General features: G+C 64.4%; 15 protein-coding genes. 9 read left to right on the top strand and 6 right to left on the bottom strand.

From position 1 onward, the window contains the following. Positions 1-8: 8 nt before the first annotated feature. The 3 genes from FIV42_RS22825 to FIV42_RS22815 all read right to left on the bottom strand — a co-directional run bounded on the left by FIV42_RS22825 (position 9) and on the right by FIV42_RS22815 (position 2,054). A complete protein-coding gene (locus FIV42_RS22825) occupies positions 9-845 on the bottom strand; it encodes an SDR family NAD(P)-dependent oxidoreductase (RefSeq protein WP_141199929.1) in 837 nt (278 codons plus the stop codon). A gap of 410 nt (positions 846-1,255) precedes the next feature. Then, the gene (locus tag FIV42_RS22820; RefSeq protein ID WP_141199928.1) at positions 1,256-1,522 is read right to left on the bottom strand and encodes a hypothetical protein; all 267 of its coding nucleotides are present in this window, start codon (positions 1,520-1,522) and stop codon (positions 1,256-1,258) included. Between the two features lie 4 nt (positions 1,523-1,526). After that, complete coding sequence (locus tag FIV42_RS22815; RefSeq protein WP_141199927.1) at positions 1,527-2,054, bottom strand: hypothetical protein; 528 nt, start codon at positions 2,052-2,054, stop codon at positions 1,527-1,529. A 658-nt stretch (positions 2,055-2,712) separates the two neighbouring features. Here FIV42_RS22815 and FIV42_RS22810 point away from each other — a divergent pair. The 4 genes from FIV42_RS22810 to FIV42_RS22795 all read left to right on the top strand — a co-directional run bounded on the left by FIV42_RS22810 (position 2,713) and on the right by FIV42_RS22795 (position 7,546). Further along, on the top strand, positions 2,713-2,982 hold the full coding sequence (locus FIV42_RS22810; protein WP_141199926.1) for a type II toxin-antitoxin system ParD family antitoxin: 270 nt from the start codon (positions 2,713-2,715) through the stop codon (positions 2,980-2,982). Then, the gene (locus tag FIV42_RS22805) at positions 2,982-3,275 is read left to right on the top strand and encodes a type II toxin-antitoxin system RelE/ParE family toxin (protein WP_141199925.1); all 294 of its coding nucleotides are present in this window, start codon (positions 2,982-2,984) and stop codon (positions 3,273-3,275) included. Before FIV42_RS22810 ends, FIV42_RS22805 begins: the two co-directional genes overlap by 1 nt. Positions 3,276-4,363: 1,088 nt before the next feature. After that, entirely contained in the window at positions 4,364-5,749 is a 1,386-nt protein-coding gene (locus tag FIV42_RS22800) for an FAD-dependent oxidoreductase (protein WP_222615294.1), read from the top strand. Between the two features lie 42 nt (positions 5,750-5,791). Continuing rightward, on the top strand, positions 5,792-7,546 hold the full coding sequence (locus tag FIV42_RS22795; RefSeq protein WP_141199924.1) for an aminotransferase class V-fold PLP-dependent enzyme: 1,755 nt from the start codon (positions 5,792-5,794) through the stop codon (positions 7,544-7,546). Between the two features lie 359 nt (positions 7,547-7,905). Here FIV42_RS22795 and FIV42_RS22790 read toward each other — a convergent pair whose 3' ends face one another. Both FIV42_RS22790 and FIV42_RS22785 read right to left on the bottom strand, forming a co-directional pair. Next, positions 7,906-8,736: a 3D domain-containing protein gene (locus FIV42_RS22790; RefSeq protein WP_168210872.1), complete on the bottom strand. Its 831-nt coding sequence runs from the start codon at positions 8,734-8,736 to the stop codon at positions 7,906-7,908. After that, positions 8,733-9,941, bottom strand: coding sequence for a toxin-antitoxin system YwqK family antitoxin (locus tag FIV42_RS22785; RefSeq protein ID WP_141199922.1), 1,209 nt, complete (start codon positions 9,939-9,941; stop codon positions 8,733-8,735). The genes FIV42_RS22790 and FIV42_RS22785 overlap by 4 nt, the downstream gene beginning before the upstream one ends. 134 nt (positions 9,942-10,075) lie before the next feature. Between FIV42_RS22785 and FIV42_RS22780 the strand changes: the two genes are divergently transcribed. The 5 genes from FIV42_RS22780 (at position 10,076) to FIV42_RS22760 (ending at position 16,671) form a co-directional block, all read left to right on the top strand. Continuing rightward, positions 10,076-10,780 carry a glutathione S-transferase family protein gene (locus FIV42_RS22780; protein ID WP_168210871.1) on the top strand — a complete coding sequence of 235 codons (705 nt, stop codon included), beginning with the start codon at positions 10,076-10,078 and terminating at the stop codon, positions 10,778-10,780. 1 nt (position 10,781) lies between these two features. Further along, complete coding sequence (gene ltaE, locus FIV42_RS22775) at positions 10,782-11,786, top strand: low-specificity L-threonine aldolase (RefSeq protein WP_141199920.1); 1,005 nt, start codon at positions 10,782-10,784, stop codon at positions 11,784-11,786. Between the two features lie 117 nt (positions 11,787-11,903). Beyond that, positions 11,904-13,613: a CAP domain-containing protein gene (locus FIV42_RS22770; RefSeq protein WP_141199919.1), complete on the top strand. Its 1,710-nt coding sequence runs from the start codon at positions 11,904-11,906 to the stop codon at positions 13,611-13,613. 631 nt (positions 13,614-14,244) lie between these two features. Continuing rightward, positions 14,245-15,594, top strand: coding sequence for a monooxygenase (locus FIV42_RS22765; RefSeq protein WP_141199918.1), 1,350 nt, complete (start codon positions 14,245-14,247; stop codon positions 15,592-15,594). 54 nt (positions 15,595-15,648) lie between these two features. After that, the gene (locus FIV42_RS22760; RefSeq protein ID WP_141199917.1) at positions 15,649-16,671 is read left to right on the top strand and encodes an alpha/beta hydrolase; all 1,023 of its coding nucleotides are present in this window, start codon (positions 15,649-15,651) and stop codon (positions 16,669-16,671) included. On the opposite strand, the gene FIV42_RS22755 is transcribed toward FIV42_RS22760, so the two are convergent. Next, positions 16,668-18,350, bottom strand: a complete 1,683-nt coding sequence (locus tag FIV42_RS22755) for a GGDEF domain-containing protein (RefSeq protein WP_141199916.1) — start codon at positions 18,348-18,350, stop codon at positions 16,668-16,670. The genes FIV42_RS22760 and FIV42_RS22755 overlap by 4 nt on opposite strands. Between the last annotated feature and the right edge of the window lie 3 nt (positions 18,351-18,353).

The following is an 18,353-nucleotide window of genomic DNA, read 5'->3' as shown; positions in this document are numbered from 1 at the left end:
CCTCGTCTCTATCCTCGATAACGACTGCGCAGCAACTTCACCAACGCCCCCACATACCCCGACGGCATCAACCGCTGCACCAGGTCGATGATCTGCGCATCGGTCCCCACCAGCACCCGACGCTCGTCTTTGCGCACCGCCTCGATGATCTGCAACGCCGCGCCCTCGGGGCTGAGCCGGGCGAGCTTGCGCTCGAACTCCTCGATGATCTCGTCGGGGCTGCGCTCGAGCGCGCCGGTGTCGGCAAATCGTCCGGACCGCGCAATATTCGTCTTCACCCCGCCAGGATGCACGCTCGTCGCGCTGACCGGCGCCCCCTCGTACTCGAGCTCCGCACGCAGCGACTCAGTAAACCCGCGCACCGCAAACTTGGCGGCGTTATACGCCGACTGCGACGGCTGCGCGATGAGCCCGAACACGCTCGAGATATTGACCACGTGGCCCTCGCCGGAGGCGCGCAGGTGCGGCAAGAACGCCTTCGTGCCGTAGACGACGCCCCAAAAGTTGATCCCCATGAGCCACTCGAAGTCCTCGTAGCTCAGGTCCTCGACCGACGCGGTGCACGCCACCCCGGCGTTGTTGACAATCACGTTCACCCTGCCAAACTCCTCGACGACCTCCTCCGCCCACGCATACACCGCCTCGCGGTCGGCCACGTCGACGGTCTTCGCGTGCGCCTCGACGTCGTAGGTGCGCACCATCGCAGCAGTCTCTTTGAGCCCCTGCTCGTCGACGTCCGAAACCGCCAGATGCGCTCCGCGCCTGGCAAACTCGATGGCCAGCGCTCGCCCGATGCCCCCGGCAGCTCCAGTCACGGCGACGACTTTGTCTTCGAACTGTTCCACGGCTCTCCTCCGATTGGTTTGGTTTCGATGTGCCGAGACTTATAACGCGATTGGCGACTGGGTGCGAGCGCGTGATTGCTCTCGTTTGGCTTCGACGGCCGCCTTGCTGAGATGTAGCGCCATCTATTTGGGGCGCGCTGAACTACGCGCGTTAAGGACTAAAGGGCTGCGAGTTGCGGCGCCTGGATTTCTGAGGGCGCTCCATTGCCGGCTGCAGCAACCCAAACGCCGCGCCACGCAACCCCTATGTCCTTAACGCCCGCTGTTCAGGGCGCCCCATTTAGCTGGCGTGACCGCCCTGCAAGGCCTCCGTCACCGAGTCGCGCTCCTTAGGAGGCAGACCTTCCAGGTCTGGTGCTACCAGCGCAAGATGCGCTGCCTCCTAAGGGCTTCCGCACCAATTGGTCGTATCACTCGTACTGCGCCCCAGTGCGCTGCCATGCCCAGCTCGCGGCGTCCACGTAGGCGAAAAAGCGGACCAAAAACCCCAGCATCGACGTAAAGAGCAGCAGTCCCAAGACGCCCATCACGACTCCCTTGATCCAGTGCCGGTTGATCAACTGCCCTAGCCCGGGCACCAGTCCGCTGAGAATGGCGGTGAAGAACGTGATCAGCAGGCGTTTCCACAGGGGCGCGGCTTCTTTGACGAGCTTTCGTGGTTGTTCAGAGTCGGCCATCGCGTCAGTGTCTCCTGTCCTTCAAATTACGGCTAGTCTGATCGATAACCCGTCCTATCTGCCCATCCGTGCGCGGATCGAAGTCGTCGAGGTAGTCGATGTCTTCGAACGCACACACCAGACTCCACAACAAGTTATTTGCATAAGGGTTGTCATCTTCGCGAGCCACAAAATCGTGTGCATATAGTGCGCCAATAAGCGCCCGAGTGACAGACGCATTGCCTCGCAGCGACCGATTGTCCTGGTCGTTCCAGATAACCGCGGCGAGGTCATGAATCTCCTCTGGCTTTCGGAGTTTGCACTCTCTCAAGAACGACGCCATTGATTCGTAGAAGTCGAAGTCCCTAGAGTGCTGCGCGGTGTATGAGAGGATCAACTCGCTCGTTTCATCGACAGGCTCACCTGGTACACAAACTAAGTCGTCAATGATCGGCTCATCATTCTTCCACTCGCGAAAGGCGCGATTAATCGTGGTGTGAAACGGCTCGTAGCCGACGCTGTCGTCGAGAAAGTCTCGGTACACCGGACGCATCTTCTCCTGCCCTTCGATGGGGACGGCCCACTCATCGATCTAAGACAATTCATCCCTGACGGCGACCTCGCGGTTGCGTGAATCTATAGCGCGGTTGGCGCTTCGGTGCGAGCGCATCCTTGCTCTCGCGATTTCATTCGAAGAGCAGGCCTTGCAGAGGCGCGGCGCCATCTATTTGGGGCGCGCTGAACTACGCGCGATAATGACTAGGGGGCTGCGAGTTGCGGCGCACAGCTTTTTGAAGGCGCTCCATTGCCGGTTGCAGTAATCCAAACGCTGCGCCACGCAACCCCTATGTCCTTAACGCCCGCTGTTCAGGGCGCCCCATTTAGCTGGCGTGACTGCCCTGCAAGGCGCACCTCTACGAAGAAACAACCCAAAGCGAACGCCTTGCAGTAACGTAGCGCCATCTACATAGGGCGCGCTGTACTACGCGCTCGGAGGACATGAGGGCTGCGAATTGCAGCGCCTGGCTTTCTGAGGGTGCTCCATTGCCGGTTGCACGTCACGAACCTCCTCGGGCCGCGCGGCGTCCTCGCCCGCCCTGGTGCCTCCGGCGCCAGCTAACGTGTACTCAGCGTATTGCGACCATCCCCCAACGAGCCTACAATTGAGAGCGTACGCTGATTTATCAACCAACTAGCCCCACGGCAGCCCAATGGACGTAAAACTCACCCCCGAATTAGAAAAATGGGTCCAAGACCGCCTAGCGACGGGGATGTACACCTCAGAAAGTGAGGTCGTCCGAGAAGCCCTGCGGCTGATGCAACGCCAGGAGGAGCTATACGACAATCAGCGCCGTGAACTCCGCGCTGAACTCGAGGAAGGCATCGAGCAACTCGACCGCGGTGAGGGGCGCTCGTTCGATTCGTCTGCGGTGGCCGACATCAAACGTGCCGGCCGAGAGAAGCTCGACCGTAACTCCTAATGACTCTCGACCTCAACATCTCACCTGCGGCCGAGCACGATCTCATCGATATTTGGGCGTTTATCGCCTCAGACAATCCAAATGCCGCTGATGATTTCGTCGATGCGCTTCACTCCAGGTGTTTCGCTTTGACACATACGCCTCGCATGGGTCGCTGCCGAGACGACCTGGTCCGCGGCCTGCGCAGCTTCCCTTTCCGTAACTACGTCATCTTCTATCGCATCGCTGAGACGTCGGTCGACGTGGTGCGTGTGCTCAGTGGGCTTCGCAACATCAGACCTTCGTTATTCTGACTGGTTACTCTCGCCACATCGGTGCGAGTGCATCCTTGCTCTCGCGATTTCATTCGAAGAGCAGAGCAGGCCCTGCAGAGGCGTGGCGCCATCTATTTGGGGCGCGCTGAACTACGCGCGTTAAGGACATGAGGGCTGCGAGTTGCGACGCACAGGTTATTGAAGGCGCTCCATCGTCGGTTACAGCAACCCAAACGCTGCGCCACGCAACCCCTCTGTCCTTAACGCCCGCTGTTCAGGGCGCCCCATCTAGCTGGCGTGACTGCCCTGCAAGGCGCACCTCTACGAAGAAACAACCCAAAGCGAACGCCTTGCAGTAACGTAGCGCCATCTACATAGGGCGCGCTGAACTACGCGCGTTAAAGACATAGGGGCTGCGAATCGCGGCGCCCGGGTTGTTCAGGGCGCTCCATCGTCGGTTACAGCAACCCAAACGCTGCGCCACGCAACCCTCAAATCCTTCGCGACCGCTTTTCAGGGCGCCCCATTTAGCTGGCGCCACTACCCTGCAAGGCACACCTCTTTGAAGAAACAACCTAAAGCGAAGGCCCTGCAGAGGCGTGGCGCCATCTATTTGGGGCGCGCTGAACTACGCGCGTTAAGGACTAAAGGGCTGCGAGTTGCGACGCCTAGATTCCTGAGGGCGCTCCATTGCCGGTTGCAGCAACCCAAACGCTGCGCCACGCAACCCCTATGTCCTTAACGCCCGCTGTTCAGGGCGCCCCATTTAGCTGGCGTGACTGCCCTGCAAGGCACACCTTTCTGAAGAAACAACCTGAAGCGAAGGCCCTGCAGAGGCGTGGCGCCATCTATTTGGGGCGCGCTGGAAAACGCGCGTTAAGGACATGAGGGCTGCGAGTTGCGACGCCTAGATTCCTGAGGGTGCTCTATTGCCGGTTGCAGCAACCCAAACGCTGCGCCACGCAACCCCTATGTCCTTAACGCCCGCTGTTCAGGGCGCCCCATTTAGCTGGCGTGACTGCCCTGCAAGGCACACCTCTCTGAAGAAACCCTTCTGCCCTTTCCTCTTTGCCTCCCGAGGGTTATACATTTTGGGACCGATAACCGTAGCAAAGACGAGGCGATAGATGGCAAGCGTTCGAGAGCAGAAGGCCCCCAAAAAGATGACCGTCGTGGGCGCAGGCCCGGTGGGCTGCGTGCTCGCAATGCTTCTGGCCAAGCGCGGCCACGACGTCGAGATGTACGAGATGCGTCCCGATATGCGCGCAGAATCGGCCGACGGTGGCCGGTCCATCAACCTCGTGCTCACTGACCGCGGGCTTCGCGCGCTCGAGATGTTCGGGCTTCGCGAGAAGGTCTTGGAGATCACCGTGCCGGTGCTCGGGCGCATGATGCACTCGGTCGACGGCGAGCTCGCCTACCAGCCCTACGGAAAGGACGACTCGGAGTGCAACTACTCGGTGTCGCGCGGCGAGCTCAACAAGTTCTTGCTCGACGCCGCCGAGGAGATGGGCATCACCATTCACTTCGAGAAGACCTGCACGGGCGCGGACTTCGACACATCGCAGCTTCACTTCGAGGGATCTGACCCGGTGGACGCCGGCGTCATCTTCGGCGCCGACGGCGCGCCCTCGGCGGTGCGCAAGGCGCTGGTGGAGGCCGGCGCGGTCGACGACTCGGTCGAGATGCTCGAGTACGGCTACAAAGAGCTCATCTTTCCGGCCGCCGACGGCGGCGAGCCGGCCATGGCGGGCCACGCGTTGCATATCTGGCCGCGCGGCGACCACTTCCTGATGGGCCTGGCGAACCTCGACGGCAGCTTCACCGGCACGATTTACCTGCCGTGGAAAGGCGAGCACGGCTTCGAGGAGCTCGACAGCGTCGAGAAAGTGCGCGCCTTCTTCGAGGAGTTCTACCCCGACGCCATCCCACTTCTCGGCGAAGACTTCGAAGAGGAGTACCTGTCGAACCCCAACGGCAAGCTCGGCACCGTGCGCTGCAAGCCGTGGCACCTGGGCGACCGCGCGCTTCTGATTGGTGACGCCGCCCACGGCATCGTTCCCTTCTTCGGACAGGGCCTCAACTGCGGCTTCGAAGACTGCGTCGTCCTCGACGAGGTCTTTACACAGACCGACGACCTCGCCGAGGCGTTTTCGACCTTCGACACGCGCCGCAAGCCCAACAGCGACGCCATCGCCGACATGGCGCTCGAGAACTTCGTCGAGATGCGCGACAAGGTCGGCGACCCGCACTTTTTGCTCAAAAAGGCCGTCGAGCACCGCCTCGAGAACGAGTTCACTGACATCTACCGCTCGCGCTACGCGATGGTGATGTACAGCTATATCCCGTACAGCGTGGCCTACAGCCTGGGCGAAGTGCAGCAGGAGATCCTCGAGGAGCTCTGCGCCGACATCGAGCGCCCCGAGGACGCCGACATGGAGCATGCGCGAGAACTCATCGAGCAAAAGCTCGTGCCGCTGTACGACCAGCACGACGTCGACCTATCTTTCTAGAAACCAAGACTCACGACTCACGACCCAAAAGCGAGGCGCGCCATGGACCGCAGTGATGTTCTTATCGAATTGATTCGCGACAGCATCATCGGCGAGGACCGCGCGATCGACGGTCCCTATGGACATCGGCGGGTGACCTACGCCGACTACACCGCCTCGGGGCGCGCGCTGAGCTTCATCGAGGACTATATTCGCGAGCAGGTCCTGCCGCTGTACGCGAATACGCACACCGAGACCTCGGGCACCGGTCTGCAGACCACGCGTTTTCGCGAGGAGGCGCGCCAGATCATCGCCGACGCGGTGAGCGCGACCGACGAGGACGTCGTCCTCTTTTGCGGCTCGGGGGCCACCGGGGCCATCAACAAGCTCGTCGACATCCTCAACCTGCGGCTGCCGGCCGACCTCAACGAGCGCTTCGGGCTCGACGAACATATCCCCGCCGACGAGCGCCCGGTCGTCTTCATCGGCCCTTACGAGCATCACTCCAACGAGCTTCCCTGGCGCGAGTCGATCGCCGACGTCGTCGAGATCGAAGAGGACGTCGACGGGCGCATCGACCTGGAGATGCTCGAAGAGAAGCTCGTCGAGTTCGCCGACCGGCCGCTCAAGATCGGCAGCTTCTCGGCCGCCTCCAACGTCACCGGCATCGGCTCGAAGACCCGCGAGGTGTCGGTCCTGTTGCATAGGCACGGGGCGTTGTCGTTTTGGGACTTCGCCGCCGCCGGCCCCTACGTCAAAGTCGAGATGACCCCGCAGGACGACGGCCCTGACGGCGACCTCGTCTACAAAGACGCCATCTTCATGTCGCCGCACAAATTCATCGGCGGCCCGGGCACCCCGGGCGTGCTGGTCGTCAAAAAGAAGCTGCTCTCCAACCGCGTGCCCACCACGCCTGGCGGCGGCACCGTCGCCTACGTCAACGCCAAGGAGCACCGCTACCTCGACGACCCGATTCACCGCGAAGAAGGCGGCACGCCGGCCATCGTCGAGTCGATCCGCGCCGGCCTGGTCTTCCAGCTCAAAGAGGCCGTCGGCCACGAGGCCATCGCCCAGCGCGAGCACCGCTTCATCAAGAAGGCCATCGACACCTGGTCCGAGCACCCGAAGATGGACATCCTGGGCAACCCGGACGCATGGCGGCTGTCCATCGTCTCGTTCGTGGTGCGCCACGGCGAGCGCTACCTGCACCACAACTTCGTGGTCGCGCTGCTCAACGATTTGTTTGGGATTCAGGCCCGCGGGGGCTGCTCGTGCGCCGGGCCCTACGGCCACCGCCTCCTGGGCATCGACCTGGAGACCTCACACGCTTTCGAGCGCGAGATCGTGCGCGGCTGTGAGGGGATCAAGCCGGGGTGGGTGCGCGTGAACTTCAACTACTTCCTGACCGACGAGGTCTTCGACTATATCCTCGAGGCGGTCGCCTTCGTGGCCGAGCACGGCTGGAAGCTGCTGCCCGACTACGCCTTCGAGCCCGACACCGGCCGCTGGTACCACCGCGAGCGCCGCTTGCAGGCGCCGCACTCGCTACTCGACATCTCCTACGAGACCGGCTTTCCGCGCCACCCGCGCCACCGCGCCACCGCCCCGGCCACCGAATTGCCGCGCTACCTCGACGAGGCGCGTCAAATCGTCGAGCGCGCCGAAGAGCGCTACTGCGGCCTCGACCTCGAGGCGCCGAAGGTGCGCGAGGACTTCGAGAAGCTGCGCTGGTTCCCGCTGCCCGACGAGGCGCTCGCCGAGCTCAACGGCACGCCTAGCGCGTCGCTGAACAAGAATCCGCTACAGTTGGAGAACTGACGTTGAGGCGCTGGCGTGTCTGCCCTGCAAGGTGCACCTCTCAGAAGAAACGACCCGAAGCGAACGCCTTGCAGAAGAGTGACGCCATCTACATAGGGCGCGCTGAAAAACGCGCTCGGAGGACATGAGGGCTGCGAGTCGCCACGCCCGGGTTTTTGAAGGCGCGCCATGGCCGGCTGCAGCAACCCAAACGCTGCGCCACGCAACCCCTATGTCCTTATCGCCCGCTGTTCAGGGCGCCCCATTTAGCATGCGTGTCTGCCTTGCAAGGCGAACTTCAGATGAATCTTCAGCGCCCCAGCGTTCGGTGCTTCCGCGCTTCAGCGCCTCAGCGTTCAGCAAATCAGCGAATCAGCGCCTCAGCCCCCCGAACACCGCGGCGAATCGACGTACACCTCGAAGTCGGTCCGCGTCGGATAAATGCCCTCGAGCGCCTGCCACATCTCCGGCGTGCCCGCGAAGAAGTCGAAGTGATTGCCGTTGATCGCCCCGCCGACGTCGTCGGCCCGGAAGCACCCGTCGTGGGTGAACCCGCCGAGCTCGCCAATCTGCGGAATCTCGACGCCGTCCCACTCCTCGACATAGACCACCGTGCCACGCGCGATCACATCGGTGTCGACCGCCCACGACACCAGCGGCTCGAGCGCATTGCCGCGCGAGCCCATGCCCCACGGGTGGGTATCGGGGTCCATCTCCGCCCAGCAAAACGAGCACGGCCCGCACGAGCACGGTGAGTGGTAGTTGATGACCGTGCCGTCCTCGAGCCGCGCGCTCCCCTCGATGCAGGCGTCGTCGGCGAACTCCGAGGGCACCTCGGCGATGGGATTGCAGCTATCGTCGTACAGCGTCGTGTCGTCCGCGCCCGAATAGCCCGCCTCGTCGGCCAGGTAGTAATAGGTGTTCCAGAACGTACCGATGGAGGTGCCCGGGCCGGGTTGTGTGTCCGACGTGGTGTCAGACACGGTGTCCGGTTGGACGTCCGGTGTGGTGTCGGGCTGGATGTCGGCCCGGGTATCGGAGACGTCGCTCGGCGCCGCGTCGGAGGCTGCGTCCTGCGTCGACGAGGTATCCGTCGCCGTGTCGGCCACGTCCGCAGATGCTTCTTGGCCTCCGCCGACCACCTTATCGCTCACGCAGCCGGCCAACATTGAAATTGCCAGCGCCCACGCCGCCCACTGCCATTGCTTCATCGCTTCTTCCCGTTTGCCCATTCGACCTTCTTCTCCAACTGACCGGCGGCGTTGTAGTAGAGCCACTCGCCGTGGCGTTTGCCCCGTTTGAAATCGCCCTGACGCTTCAAACGCCCGTCCGACTCGTATTCTCGGTAGCGCCCGTGCTTCTCGCCGCCCACATACTCGGCGACCTCCCACCGGCCGCCGGTGGGCCAAAACGTCTTCCAGGTACCGTGGCGCTCGCCATTTTTGTAGTTTCCTTTGGAGATGACCCGCCCGTTCATCGTGCTCCAGATCCAGTGCGGCCCGTGCTTTTTGTGGAGGCCATCTTCAGCCGGAAGCTGACACCACTGCTCGAGCTCGTCACCCAGGGCGCCGACAAGGTTAGTGCCCTCGGGACACGGCTCACCCCACGCAGCGATCTCGCGACCCTGCCGGTCGATCTTCGGTCCGTAGCGCCACGGTCCCTTCTCTCGTTTGACGACCGTGCGAACCAGCGGCAAGTGCTTGTTCCACTCCTTGTAACTCTTCAGGCTGACCGTGCGCGGCGAAGGATAGATGGTGCCTTCGATTCGCCGATACCCTGGACGTGTCCAACGCTCGAACTTTTTGGCGTCTCGATCGGTCAGCGTCTGCAGGCTTCCGTCTGGGAAGAACGCTTTCCACACGCCCACCTTGTCACCGGCCTCATAGTCGCCCGCTCGCTCGAGTTGGCCGGAGGCATAGTAGGCTTCGTAGCGTCCATCGAGCTCCCCTTGGGTGTAGTTGGCCACGATACGCTCGCCGTTGGTGCGCACGAACGTCCAGGTTCCCGAGCGTTTGCCGTTGTTCCAACCGCCCTCGGCCTCGGCGAACTCGCGGCTCGTAAAGCCAATTTTGAGTCGCCGGTTGCGATAGACCCACATCCCGTGGGGCTTGTCGTCGACGAAGCTGCCCTTCGCCATCAACTCGCCATTCTCGTCGGTCCAGACCCACTCGCCGTCGGCCAGGCCCCTTTCGACCGTGCCTTTGCCGGTGACGCCGCTGCGCAACTCCACGACACATTTTCCGTGCGGCACGCCGTTGACATAGTCGCATGTCATTTTGCCCGACGTGCGGCGCGTCTCACCGTCCACGTCGGTATACCCGAAATGCTCGGACGTGTGCGTCCCATTGAGCACACAGGCGGGAAGGAGAAGACTCACCAACAGAACGGCAACCGACAAGACCGACAGACGTCTCATTTCTGACCTCGAGGCGACGGCACTCTACAAACTTGGCGTGACGGGCAGCTAATGTATCATCGGGCCGACAAAATCAATAGACTCCCCGCAGCCTACGATTGCGGGCCACTCCACCACCGCTCCCCGGACAGACCGTGAGCCAACAAGAAGTCAACGTCTACAGCCTCGGCGGCGCCTGGGGCACTGCCAGCGCCAGCCCGTTTTGCCTCAAGCTCCTGACGTGGCTGCGCATGAGCGACGTCCCCCACCGAGTCACCTACTTGAAAGGCCCGCCCAAGTCGTCGACCGGCAAGGCGCCCTATATCGACCGGCCCGACGGGAGCTACCTCGAGGACAGCAGCTTCATCATCGAGACGCTCACCCGTGAGCACGGCGTCGAACTCGACGCCCACCTGAGCGACGCGCAGCGCGCCACGGCCCACATGCTGCAGCGCACGCTCGAGAACAGCCTCTACTTCGTGATGATCTGGCAGCGTTGGATCGAAAACTGGGAGGTCACCCGTGAGGCGTTCTTCGGCCACCTCCCACCGGTCGTCGGCACGGTGGTCCCCGCGCTACTTCGCCGCAGGGTCGCCAAGCAGACCCACCAGCAAGGCATCGGGCGGCTGCCCAAGAAGGAGATCTTCGACATCGGCTGCGCCGACGTCGGCGCCGTGGCCAGCGTCCTCGGCGACAACGACTGGTTCTTCGGCGAGCCCTCGACGACCGACGCCATGGTCCACTCGTTCTTCTCGGGCATCCTCGCCGCCCCCATCGACGACCGACTCAAAGAGGCGGTCCAATCCCACGACAACCTCGTCGCCCACTCCCAACGTATCGACGACCTGTACTGGACCTAAGATGATCGATCTGCGAAGCGACACCGTCACCCGCCCCACCCCCGAAATGCGCCGCGCCATGGCCGAAGCGCCCGTCGGCGACGACGTCTTCGGCGACGACCCCACCGTCCACGAGCTCGAAGCGCTCGCCGCCGACACCCTCGGCAAAGAGGCGGCGCTCTTCGTGGCCAGCGGCACGATGAGCAACCTGTGCGCCATCATGACCCACTGCGGGCGTGGCGACGAGTATATCGTGGGCCAAAACGCGCACACCTACCGCTACGAAGGCGGCGGCGCGGCGGTGCTCGGCAGCGTGCAGCCCCAGCCTATCGAGAACGCGCCCGATGGTTCGATTCCGGTCGATAAGATCGAGGCCGCCATCAAACCCGACGCGCTCGTCTTCGCCAAGACGCGGCTCGTCTGCCTGGAGAACACCATCGGCGGCAAGGTCATCGGGCCCGAGTACGTCGACGAGGTCGCCGACGTCGTCGCCCGCCACGGGCTCGCCTTCCACCTCGACGGCGCGCGCCTGTTCAACGCCGCCGTTGCCCTGGGCGTCGGCGCCGGCGAACTCGCCCGGCCCTTCGACACCGTGTCGATCTGCTTGTCGAAGGGATTGGGCGCGCCGGTCGGCTCGGTGCTGTGTGGACCGGCCGACTTCATCGAGCGCGCCCGTCGCTGGCGCAAAGTGTTGGGCGGCGGTTGGCGGCAAGCCGGCGTGCTCGCCGCGGCCGGTATCATCGCCCTGCGCGACCACGTCGACTCGCTGGCCGACGACCACGAGCACGCGCGTCTGCTGGCCGACGGCCTCACACGCGCCGGCTTCGAAGTCGACGGCCCGCACACCAACACGCTCTTCGTCACCATCGACGCTCGCGCCCAAGATGAGATCGCCGACTTCATGCTCGAGCGAGGCGTCCAAATCTACGTGCGCGGCCCCGTTTTGCGGTTGGTGACCCACCGCGATCTCGCGCGCTCGGATATCGAAAAAGTTGTCGAATCCTTTGAGGCCTTTGCGGGCTCTTAGGCTCAGGCGATCAAGAAAAAACGGTGGCTTTTCAGGGGGTTGATCAACCCAAACCAGCCTCCTAACCTCTCTAAAGACAACGAGTTCTCTCGACGGACATCTTTGGAGAAGTACCTGATGACGTTCGCAGTACCTGCGGCCCGACGCCGCGCCCGCTTTGCAGTCCACGCCCTCGTTCTGATCGCATCATTTAGCCTGGTCGCCTGCGGCGACGACATCGCGCCCCCTAGCCAAGGCTCGGGCGACGCCGGTGTCGAATCGCACAGCGACGATCATTCTGAACAGGAAGATTCGCCGAGCTTTGCCCCGCCGACGGTCACACCGGACGACGGCCCCGCCTATTTCGAGCCGGTCGAGCGCGACGCCGGCGAGCCCGCCCCAGATAGCGACGAATCCGATCCTAGCGATTCCGGAACCTACGAGCCGACGCCCATCGACGACGCGGGCACGGGCGACGAGCCTGCTGAAGAGCCGCCTGCCGAAGACGACCAACCCACAAACGACGCGCCCGAGCAGGACGACGAGCCTGTTGACGACACGCCCGAGCCGCCCCAACAACCCGACACAGGCTCGACGCCCGACGCAGGTTCGACGCCTGACACAGGCGGATGGGACGCCGGCGAGCCCGATACGAGCCAGCCCGACACCAGCCAGCCCGACCCAAGTCAACCCGACGCGGGCTCCGGCGGTGGAGGCACCGTCATCGACTGTCGCGACGCCTCGACCTGGCCGTCCGCGTGGGTGCAGCTCGAAGACCAGATCCTGCAGATGACCAACGCCGAGCGCGCCGCCGGGGCGAGCTGCGGCGGAAGCTTCTACTCCCCGCAGCCGGCCCTGACCGCCGACCCGCAACTGCGCGAGGCCGCGCGCTGCCATAGCATGGACATGGCCATCCAGAACTACTTCAGCCATACGAGCGCCAACGGCGACTCGATGTCCGACCGTATCAACGCCACCGGCTACCCCTGGCGCAGCATCGGCGAGAATATCGCCGCCGGCTACCGCACCCCCAGCTCGGCGATGACTGGCTGGATGAACTCCTCGGGTCACTGTCGCAACATCATGAGCGGGTTCACCGAGCTCGGCGTGGGCTACTACAACGGCGGCTCCGGCGGGTACGGCCACTACTGGACGCAGAACTTCGGCATCCCTAGCGGGAGCTCGTCGAACACCGGCGGCTGGAGTGGTGGAGGCTACGACGCGGGTAGCCAAGACTCGGGTAGCCAAGATGCAGGGAGTTACGACGCCGGCGAAGCCGACACCGGCAGTTACGACGCTGGTAGTTACGACACCGGAAGTTACGACGCGGGCAGCTCTCCCGACACCGGTTCGACGGGCGGCGGCTCGTCGAGTGGCGGAGGAAGCACCGCCCTCGACTGTCGCGACGCGTCGACCTGGCCGACCGACTGGGTCGCCTACGAAGACCAGATCTTGCAGCTGACTAACGCCGAGCGCGCCGCCGGCGCCTCGTGCGGCGCCACCTACTACTCGCCGCAGCCGGCCCTGACGGCCGACCCGCAACTGCGCGAGGCCGCCCGCTGCCACAGCCTCGACATGGCCGTGCAGGACTACTTCAGCCACACCAGCGCCAACGGCGACTCGATGTCCGACCGCATCAACGCCACCGGCTACCCCTGGCGCAGCATCGGCGAGAATATCGCCGCCGGTTACCGCGACCCGATCTCGGCGATGGTCGGCTGGATGAACTCCGACGGCCACTGCCGCAACATCATGAGCGGCTTCACCGAGCTTGGCGTTGGCTACGTGTACCTGGACAACAACCGGTACGGCTACTTCTGGACGCAGAACTTCGGGATTCCGAGGTAAGAAGGCCGACCGGCGTCGGGCGAGGCTTTCTTCGGGCGGAAATGCCCGCTCCGAGCAGCTCGACGGCCTCCCGGCGCCGGAAAACGCTCGTTTCGCGCCGGAGCAGGCGGCTTCGAACCGGAAAAGCCCGCTCCGAGCAGCTCGACGGCCTCCCGGCGCCGGAAAACGCTCGTTTCGCGCCGGAGCAGGCGGCTTCGAACCGGAAATGCCCGCTCCGAGCAGCTCGACGGCCTCCCGGCGCCGGAAAACGCTCGTTTCGCGCCGGAGCAGGCTTTTCCGCCGACGTACAGCCTCGTCCCGTGCGAAATCGGCCTTTTCCGCCTACGAACGGCCTCGTCCCGTGCGAAATCGGCCTTTTCCACTGACGTTCAGCCCCGTCCCGTGCGAAATCGGCCTTTTCCGCCAACGTACAGCCTCGTCCCGTGCGAAATCGGCCTTTTCCACCGACGGGTACCTCGCTCTGGCGCGGGATGGGCCTTTTCCGCGCGGAAAAGGCCGATTTGGCGCGAAACGAGGCTTTTCCGCCTGGAAAAGGCTGATTTCGCGCCAAACGCGCCGTTTACGCCCGCCTTTGCAAACCCGCGCCTTTGGCAATATCCTGCAGCCATTCCTAACTCGAGCGGAGGCGAGAATGGCTGCAAAGAATCGATGGATGGTGCTCTGTCTGGCGGGTGTGTTGAGCGTGGCGGGCTGTTCGTCGGATAACGGCGGAGGCAGCGGGAAGATCGGCGAACAGCCCGAGACGGACACGGGCAGCGTCGAAGAGGACACCGGCGGCTCCGACGAGGACGCCGCGCAGGGTCCGGTGACCTACTACCAGCACATCAAACCGATCCTCGAATCGAACTGTGTGAGCTGTCACACCGAAGGGGGCATCGCCCCGTTCGTGCTCGACTCCTACGAAGCCGCCAAGCCGGTCGCCGGCGGGCTGGCCACCGCCGTCGAGAGCGGCAGCATGCCGCCCTGGCCGCCCCAGGAGGGCTGCGGCGAGTTCCAGCACACCCGCGCGGTCACCGCCGACGAGATCGCCAAGATTCGCGAGTGGGCCGACACCGGCGCCCCCGAGGGCGACCCGGCCAACGCCGCCAGCGGCCAGGTAGACACCGTCGAGTTGGGCGAGCCCGACTTCGTGGCCGACCCCGGCTTCGACTACGTGGGCAACCCGCCCGAAGGCGGCATCGACGACTACCACTGCTTCGTCATCGACCCGCAGCTCGACCAAGACCGCTTTTTGCGCGCCTTCGAGTCGATCCCGGGCAATGACTCCATCGTCCACCACGTACTCCTCTACTCCGCCGGACCCGACGAGGCCTCGCGCATCCAGGAGCTCGAAGACGAGGACACCAGCTCGCCTGGCTACACCTGCTTCGGCGGCCCGCGCCTGAGTGAGCCCACGCTGCTCGGCGGCTGGGTGCCGGGCACCGTGCCGCTCGACTTCGGCGCCGACAAGGGCATCCGCATCGAGCAGGGCTCGAAGCTCGTCATGCAGGTCCACTACAACATGCTCAACGACCCGGGCGGCACCGACCGCACCACCGTCGAGCTGCACTACACCGACGGCACGCCCGACGTCGAGCTGGCCATGCTGCCGCTCGCCCAGACCAACCTGAATATCGCCGCCGGCAACGCCGAGGCCGTCGAGACCGTCTCCATCGACCTGCCCATCCCCATCGACCTGTACGGCGTGGTCCCCCACATGCACCTGCTCGGCAAGAGCATCGACGTCAAATACACCAAGGACGGCCAAGACACCTGCCTGGTCGACATCCCCGAGTGGGATTTCGACTGGCAAGGCTTCTACCTCTACAAGGACCCCGTCCGCATTCCGGGCAGCTCGCGCGTCACCCTGACGTGCAAGTTCGACAACTCCCCCGAGAACCAACCCGACGGGCGCACCCCGCGCGACGTGACCTGGGGCGAGGGAACCTACGACGAGATGTGCTTGAACTACGTGATCATCAAGCGACCGCCGGGATTGTAAGATGGTTGTTGGGAGCTGGCGATTTTCGCCGGCTCCCGGCATAATCCCCCGGCCATGATTCATACACTCCAACAACTCCTCGATCGCCCGCGCCCCTGGCGCCACCTACACCACCCGCCCGCGCTCGCCGAGCGCCACGAGGTGACCACCCGCGACGGCCTGCGGCTGCACCTTCGCCGCGTGCGCCGCCTCGACGCCAAGCCCGACCGCCCGGCGGTCATGCTTCTGCACGGACTCGCCGCCAATCACCGCGGCCTGCACTTCGGCGAGCGCTCGCTCGCGGAATGGCTGGCCGACCGGGGCTTCGACGTGTGGCTGCCCGAGCTTCGCGGCCACGGCGACAGCGATTTCGAGCGCTACGACTGGCGCATCGACCACTACCTCGAGCACGATATCCCGGCGATCCTGGAGGGGATTCGCCGGCTCGCCGACGTCGACCTGGTCCACTGGGTGGGCCACAGCATGGGTGGCGTGTTGTTGATGTGCTACGGGATTCTGCAGCCCGAGGCGCCGATTGCGCGCGGGGTCGCGGTGGGCTCGGCGCTCGACTACTCGGTGGGTGAGACGGGCTTCAAGCAACTGCTCAAGATTCGGGGTATTATCGAGCGCATGGGCTCCATCCCCTACGGGATGTTCATGCACCTGATCGCCCCGGCGATGGGCCGCGGGCTTCGGCCGCTGGAGGTCTTCAACGTCTGGCCGAGCAATATCGAGCCGGAGATGCTGCGCGCGCTGCACGCCACGTGCTTTCACGCCATCCCCACGAGCCTGCTCGGCTCGCTGGCGACGACCTTCGAGCCCGACGGGCTGAGCCTGCAGAACGGGTTTCGGTTCGTCCCGAACGCCCCCGAATTTCCGTTTCCGATTCGGCTGCTCGCCGGCAGCAAGGACGCACAGGTCTCGGTCGACGCCATCGTCCACACCGCCGACTTGCTCGGCGACAACGCCGAGGCCATCGTCCACGGCCCCGAACGCGGCGACAACGACCACTACGGCCACTGGGACTTGCTCATCGGGCGCCGCGCGCCCATCGAGACGTGGCCGAGCATCGCCCACTGGCTCGAATCGGACGACTAAACCCGCTTGCGCCGCTTGTTCTTGTACATCCGCGCGTCGGCCCGGGCGAGCGTCTCTTTGCGGTTGCCGCCCGTCTCCGACAGGCTGGCCAGCCCGAAGCTGACGTCCGCCTCGGGAAACCCACTGGCGCGCACCTCGGCGATGATCCCCTCGAGGCGCATCTGCAGCCACTTGTGCTCGCCCTTCTCGGGCGCCGAGCGCGCCGGCAGCAACAAGACGAACTCGTCGCCGCCGAGCCGGTAGGCGCGGTCGTCGTCACGAAACTCCCGCTCGAGCAGGCGCGCGAAGGTGCGCAGCAGATTGTCGCCGGTCTCGTGGCCGCGGGCGTCATTGATGCCCTTGAGGCCGTCGAGGTCCATGAACGCGACCATCACCTCAGCGTAGCGCCCGGCGTTATAAGCCGCTGCGCGCTTGCGAAAGTCGAACTCGAACGCGGTGCGGTTGCGCAGGTCGGTCAACGCGTCGGTGCGCGCGTCGCGCTCGGCGCTTCGTTTCTCGATGAGGAGGCGGCGCATCTGACTGCCCATCGTCAGCCCCATCAAGAGCATGCCAGCCGCCGTCGTGCCGATGGTCCACAGCCGCACCTGCAACGTGGGAAGCGAGGCGCCCAAGCCTTCGATGATCGTCAAGAAGGCGCTCACCAGAAAGACGCCCCACGCCACCAAGAGCAGGCGAGCCTCCCGGCTGCCGCGGACGGTGGCGTAGACGGTCGCGCCGACCAACAACACCCAGACGAGCAGCGCCGCCAACGCGTTGAGCGTGTAGGTCAGCCCGTGTGGCATGACGAACATCGCAACGAGCAGGCTCGCTGCGGCCGCGGCGACCACCAAGAACGTCCGGTCGACCTTTGCGGACAACTCGTAGGTCTCCAAGAGACGGCGAACGAAGAGCGTGCAGAAGACCAGACTCGACGCGTTCGCGCCGAAGTTGAGCAGCGAGATGTCGAACGACGCGCCCCAAAAGAGCTGCACGACGCCGTAGGCGGTCGCCCACAACAAGCTCGTCGTGGCGGCAAAGAGGCTAAACCACAGGTAAGTCGTGGTGCGAAAACGCGCCCAGATGACCAGCGAGAAGAGGCTCATCGCGATCATCGCGCCCAGGCAAAGCAGCACGAATCCGGTGAGCTGAAAGGCGTGCGGCGACCAAGCCGGCTGCGAGCGAAGGACGAGTTCGGAGGGGTCGACGCCCGGCTCGGGGCGCGCACGGACGAGCAGATAGAGCGTGTTGACCTCGCCCGGCTCGAGGATGACCGGCTGGGCATTGCCGACTACGGGAAGAATCTGCGTCAGCCCGGTCGACTCGCCGCTGCGGGTGAGGATGCGCTCGCCCTCCTCGTCCTCGACCACCAGCGCCACCTCGGGCAGGTACGACACGAGCAGGGAAACGACCCAGCGGGCCTCTTGGCTGTCGTTTCGAACCGAAGTCACCAGCCAGAAACGCTCGGTGCTGCGCACGCGCTCTTCGGACACGCCCGTCTGGGCGGCGCGCGCCGCCTCGGCTAGTCCGTCGATGTTGTCGGCGGTCCAGCGTCCATCCAAGTCGGGCACAAAATGGCCGTGCTCGACCAGCGAGTAAGTCTGCGCCGGGTCGTCGAGCTTCACCGGCTGCGCGGCTGCAGAAGCCACGACTCCCAGCAGCGAGCCGAGGACGACGAGGAGGATGACGAGCTGAGTCTTCATTGC

Source organism: Persicimonas caeni (assembly GCF_006517175.1).
Taxonomy (GTDB): Bacteria; Myxococcota_A; Bradymonadia; order Bradymonadales; family Bradymonadaceae; genus Persicimonas; species Persicimonas caeni.
The sequence above is the reverse complement of the archived record's forward strand: the minus strand, read 5'-3'. Positions and strand labels throughout refer to the sequence as shown.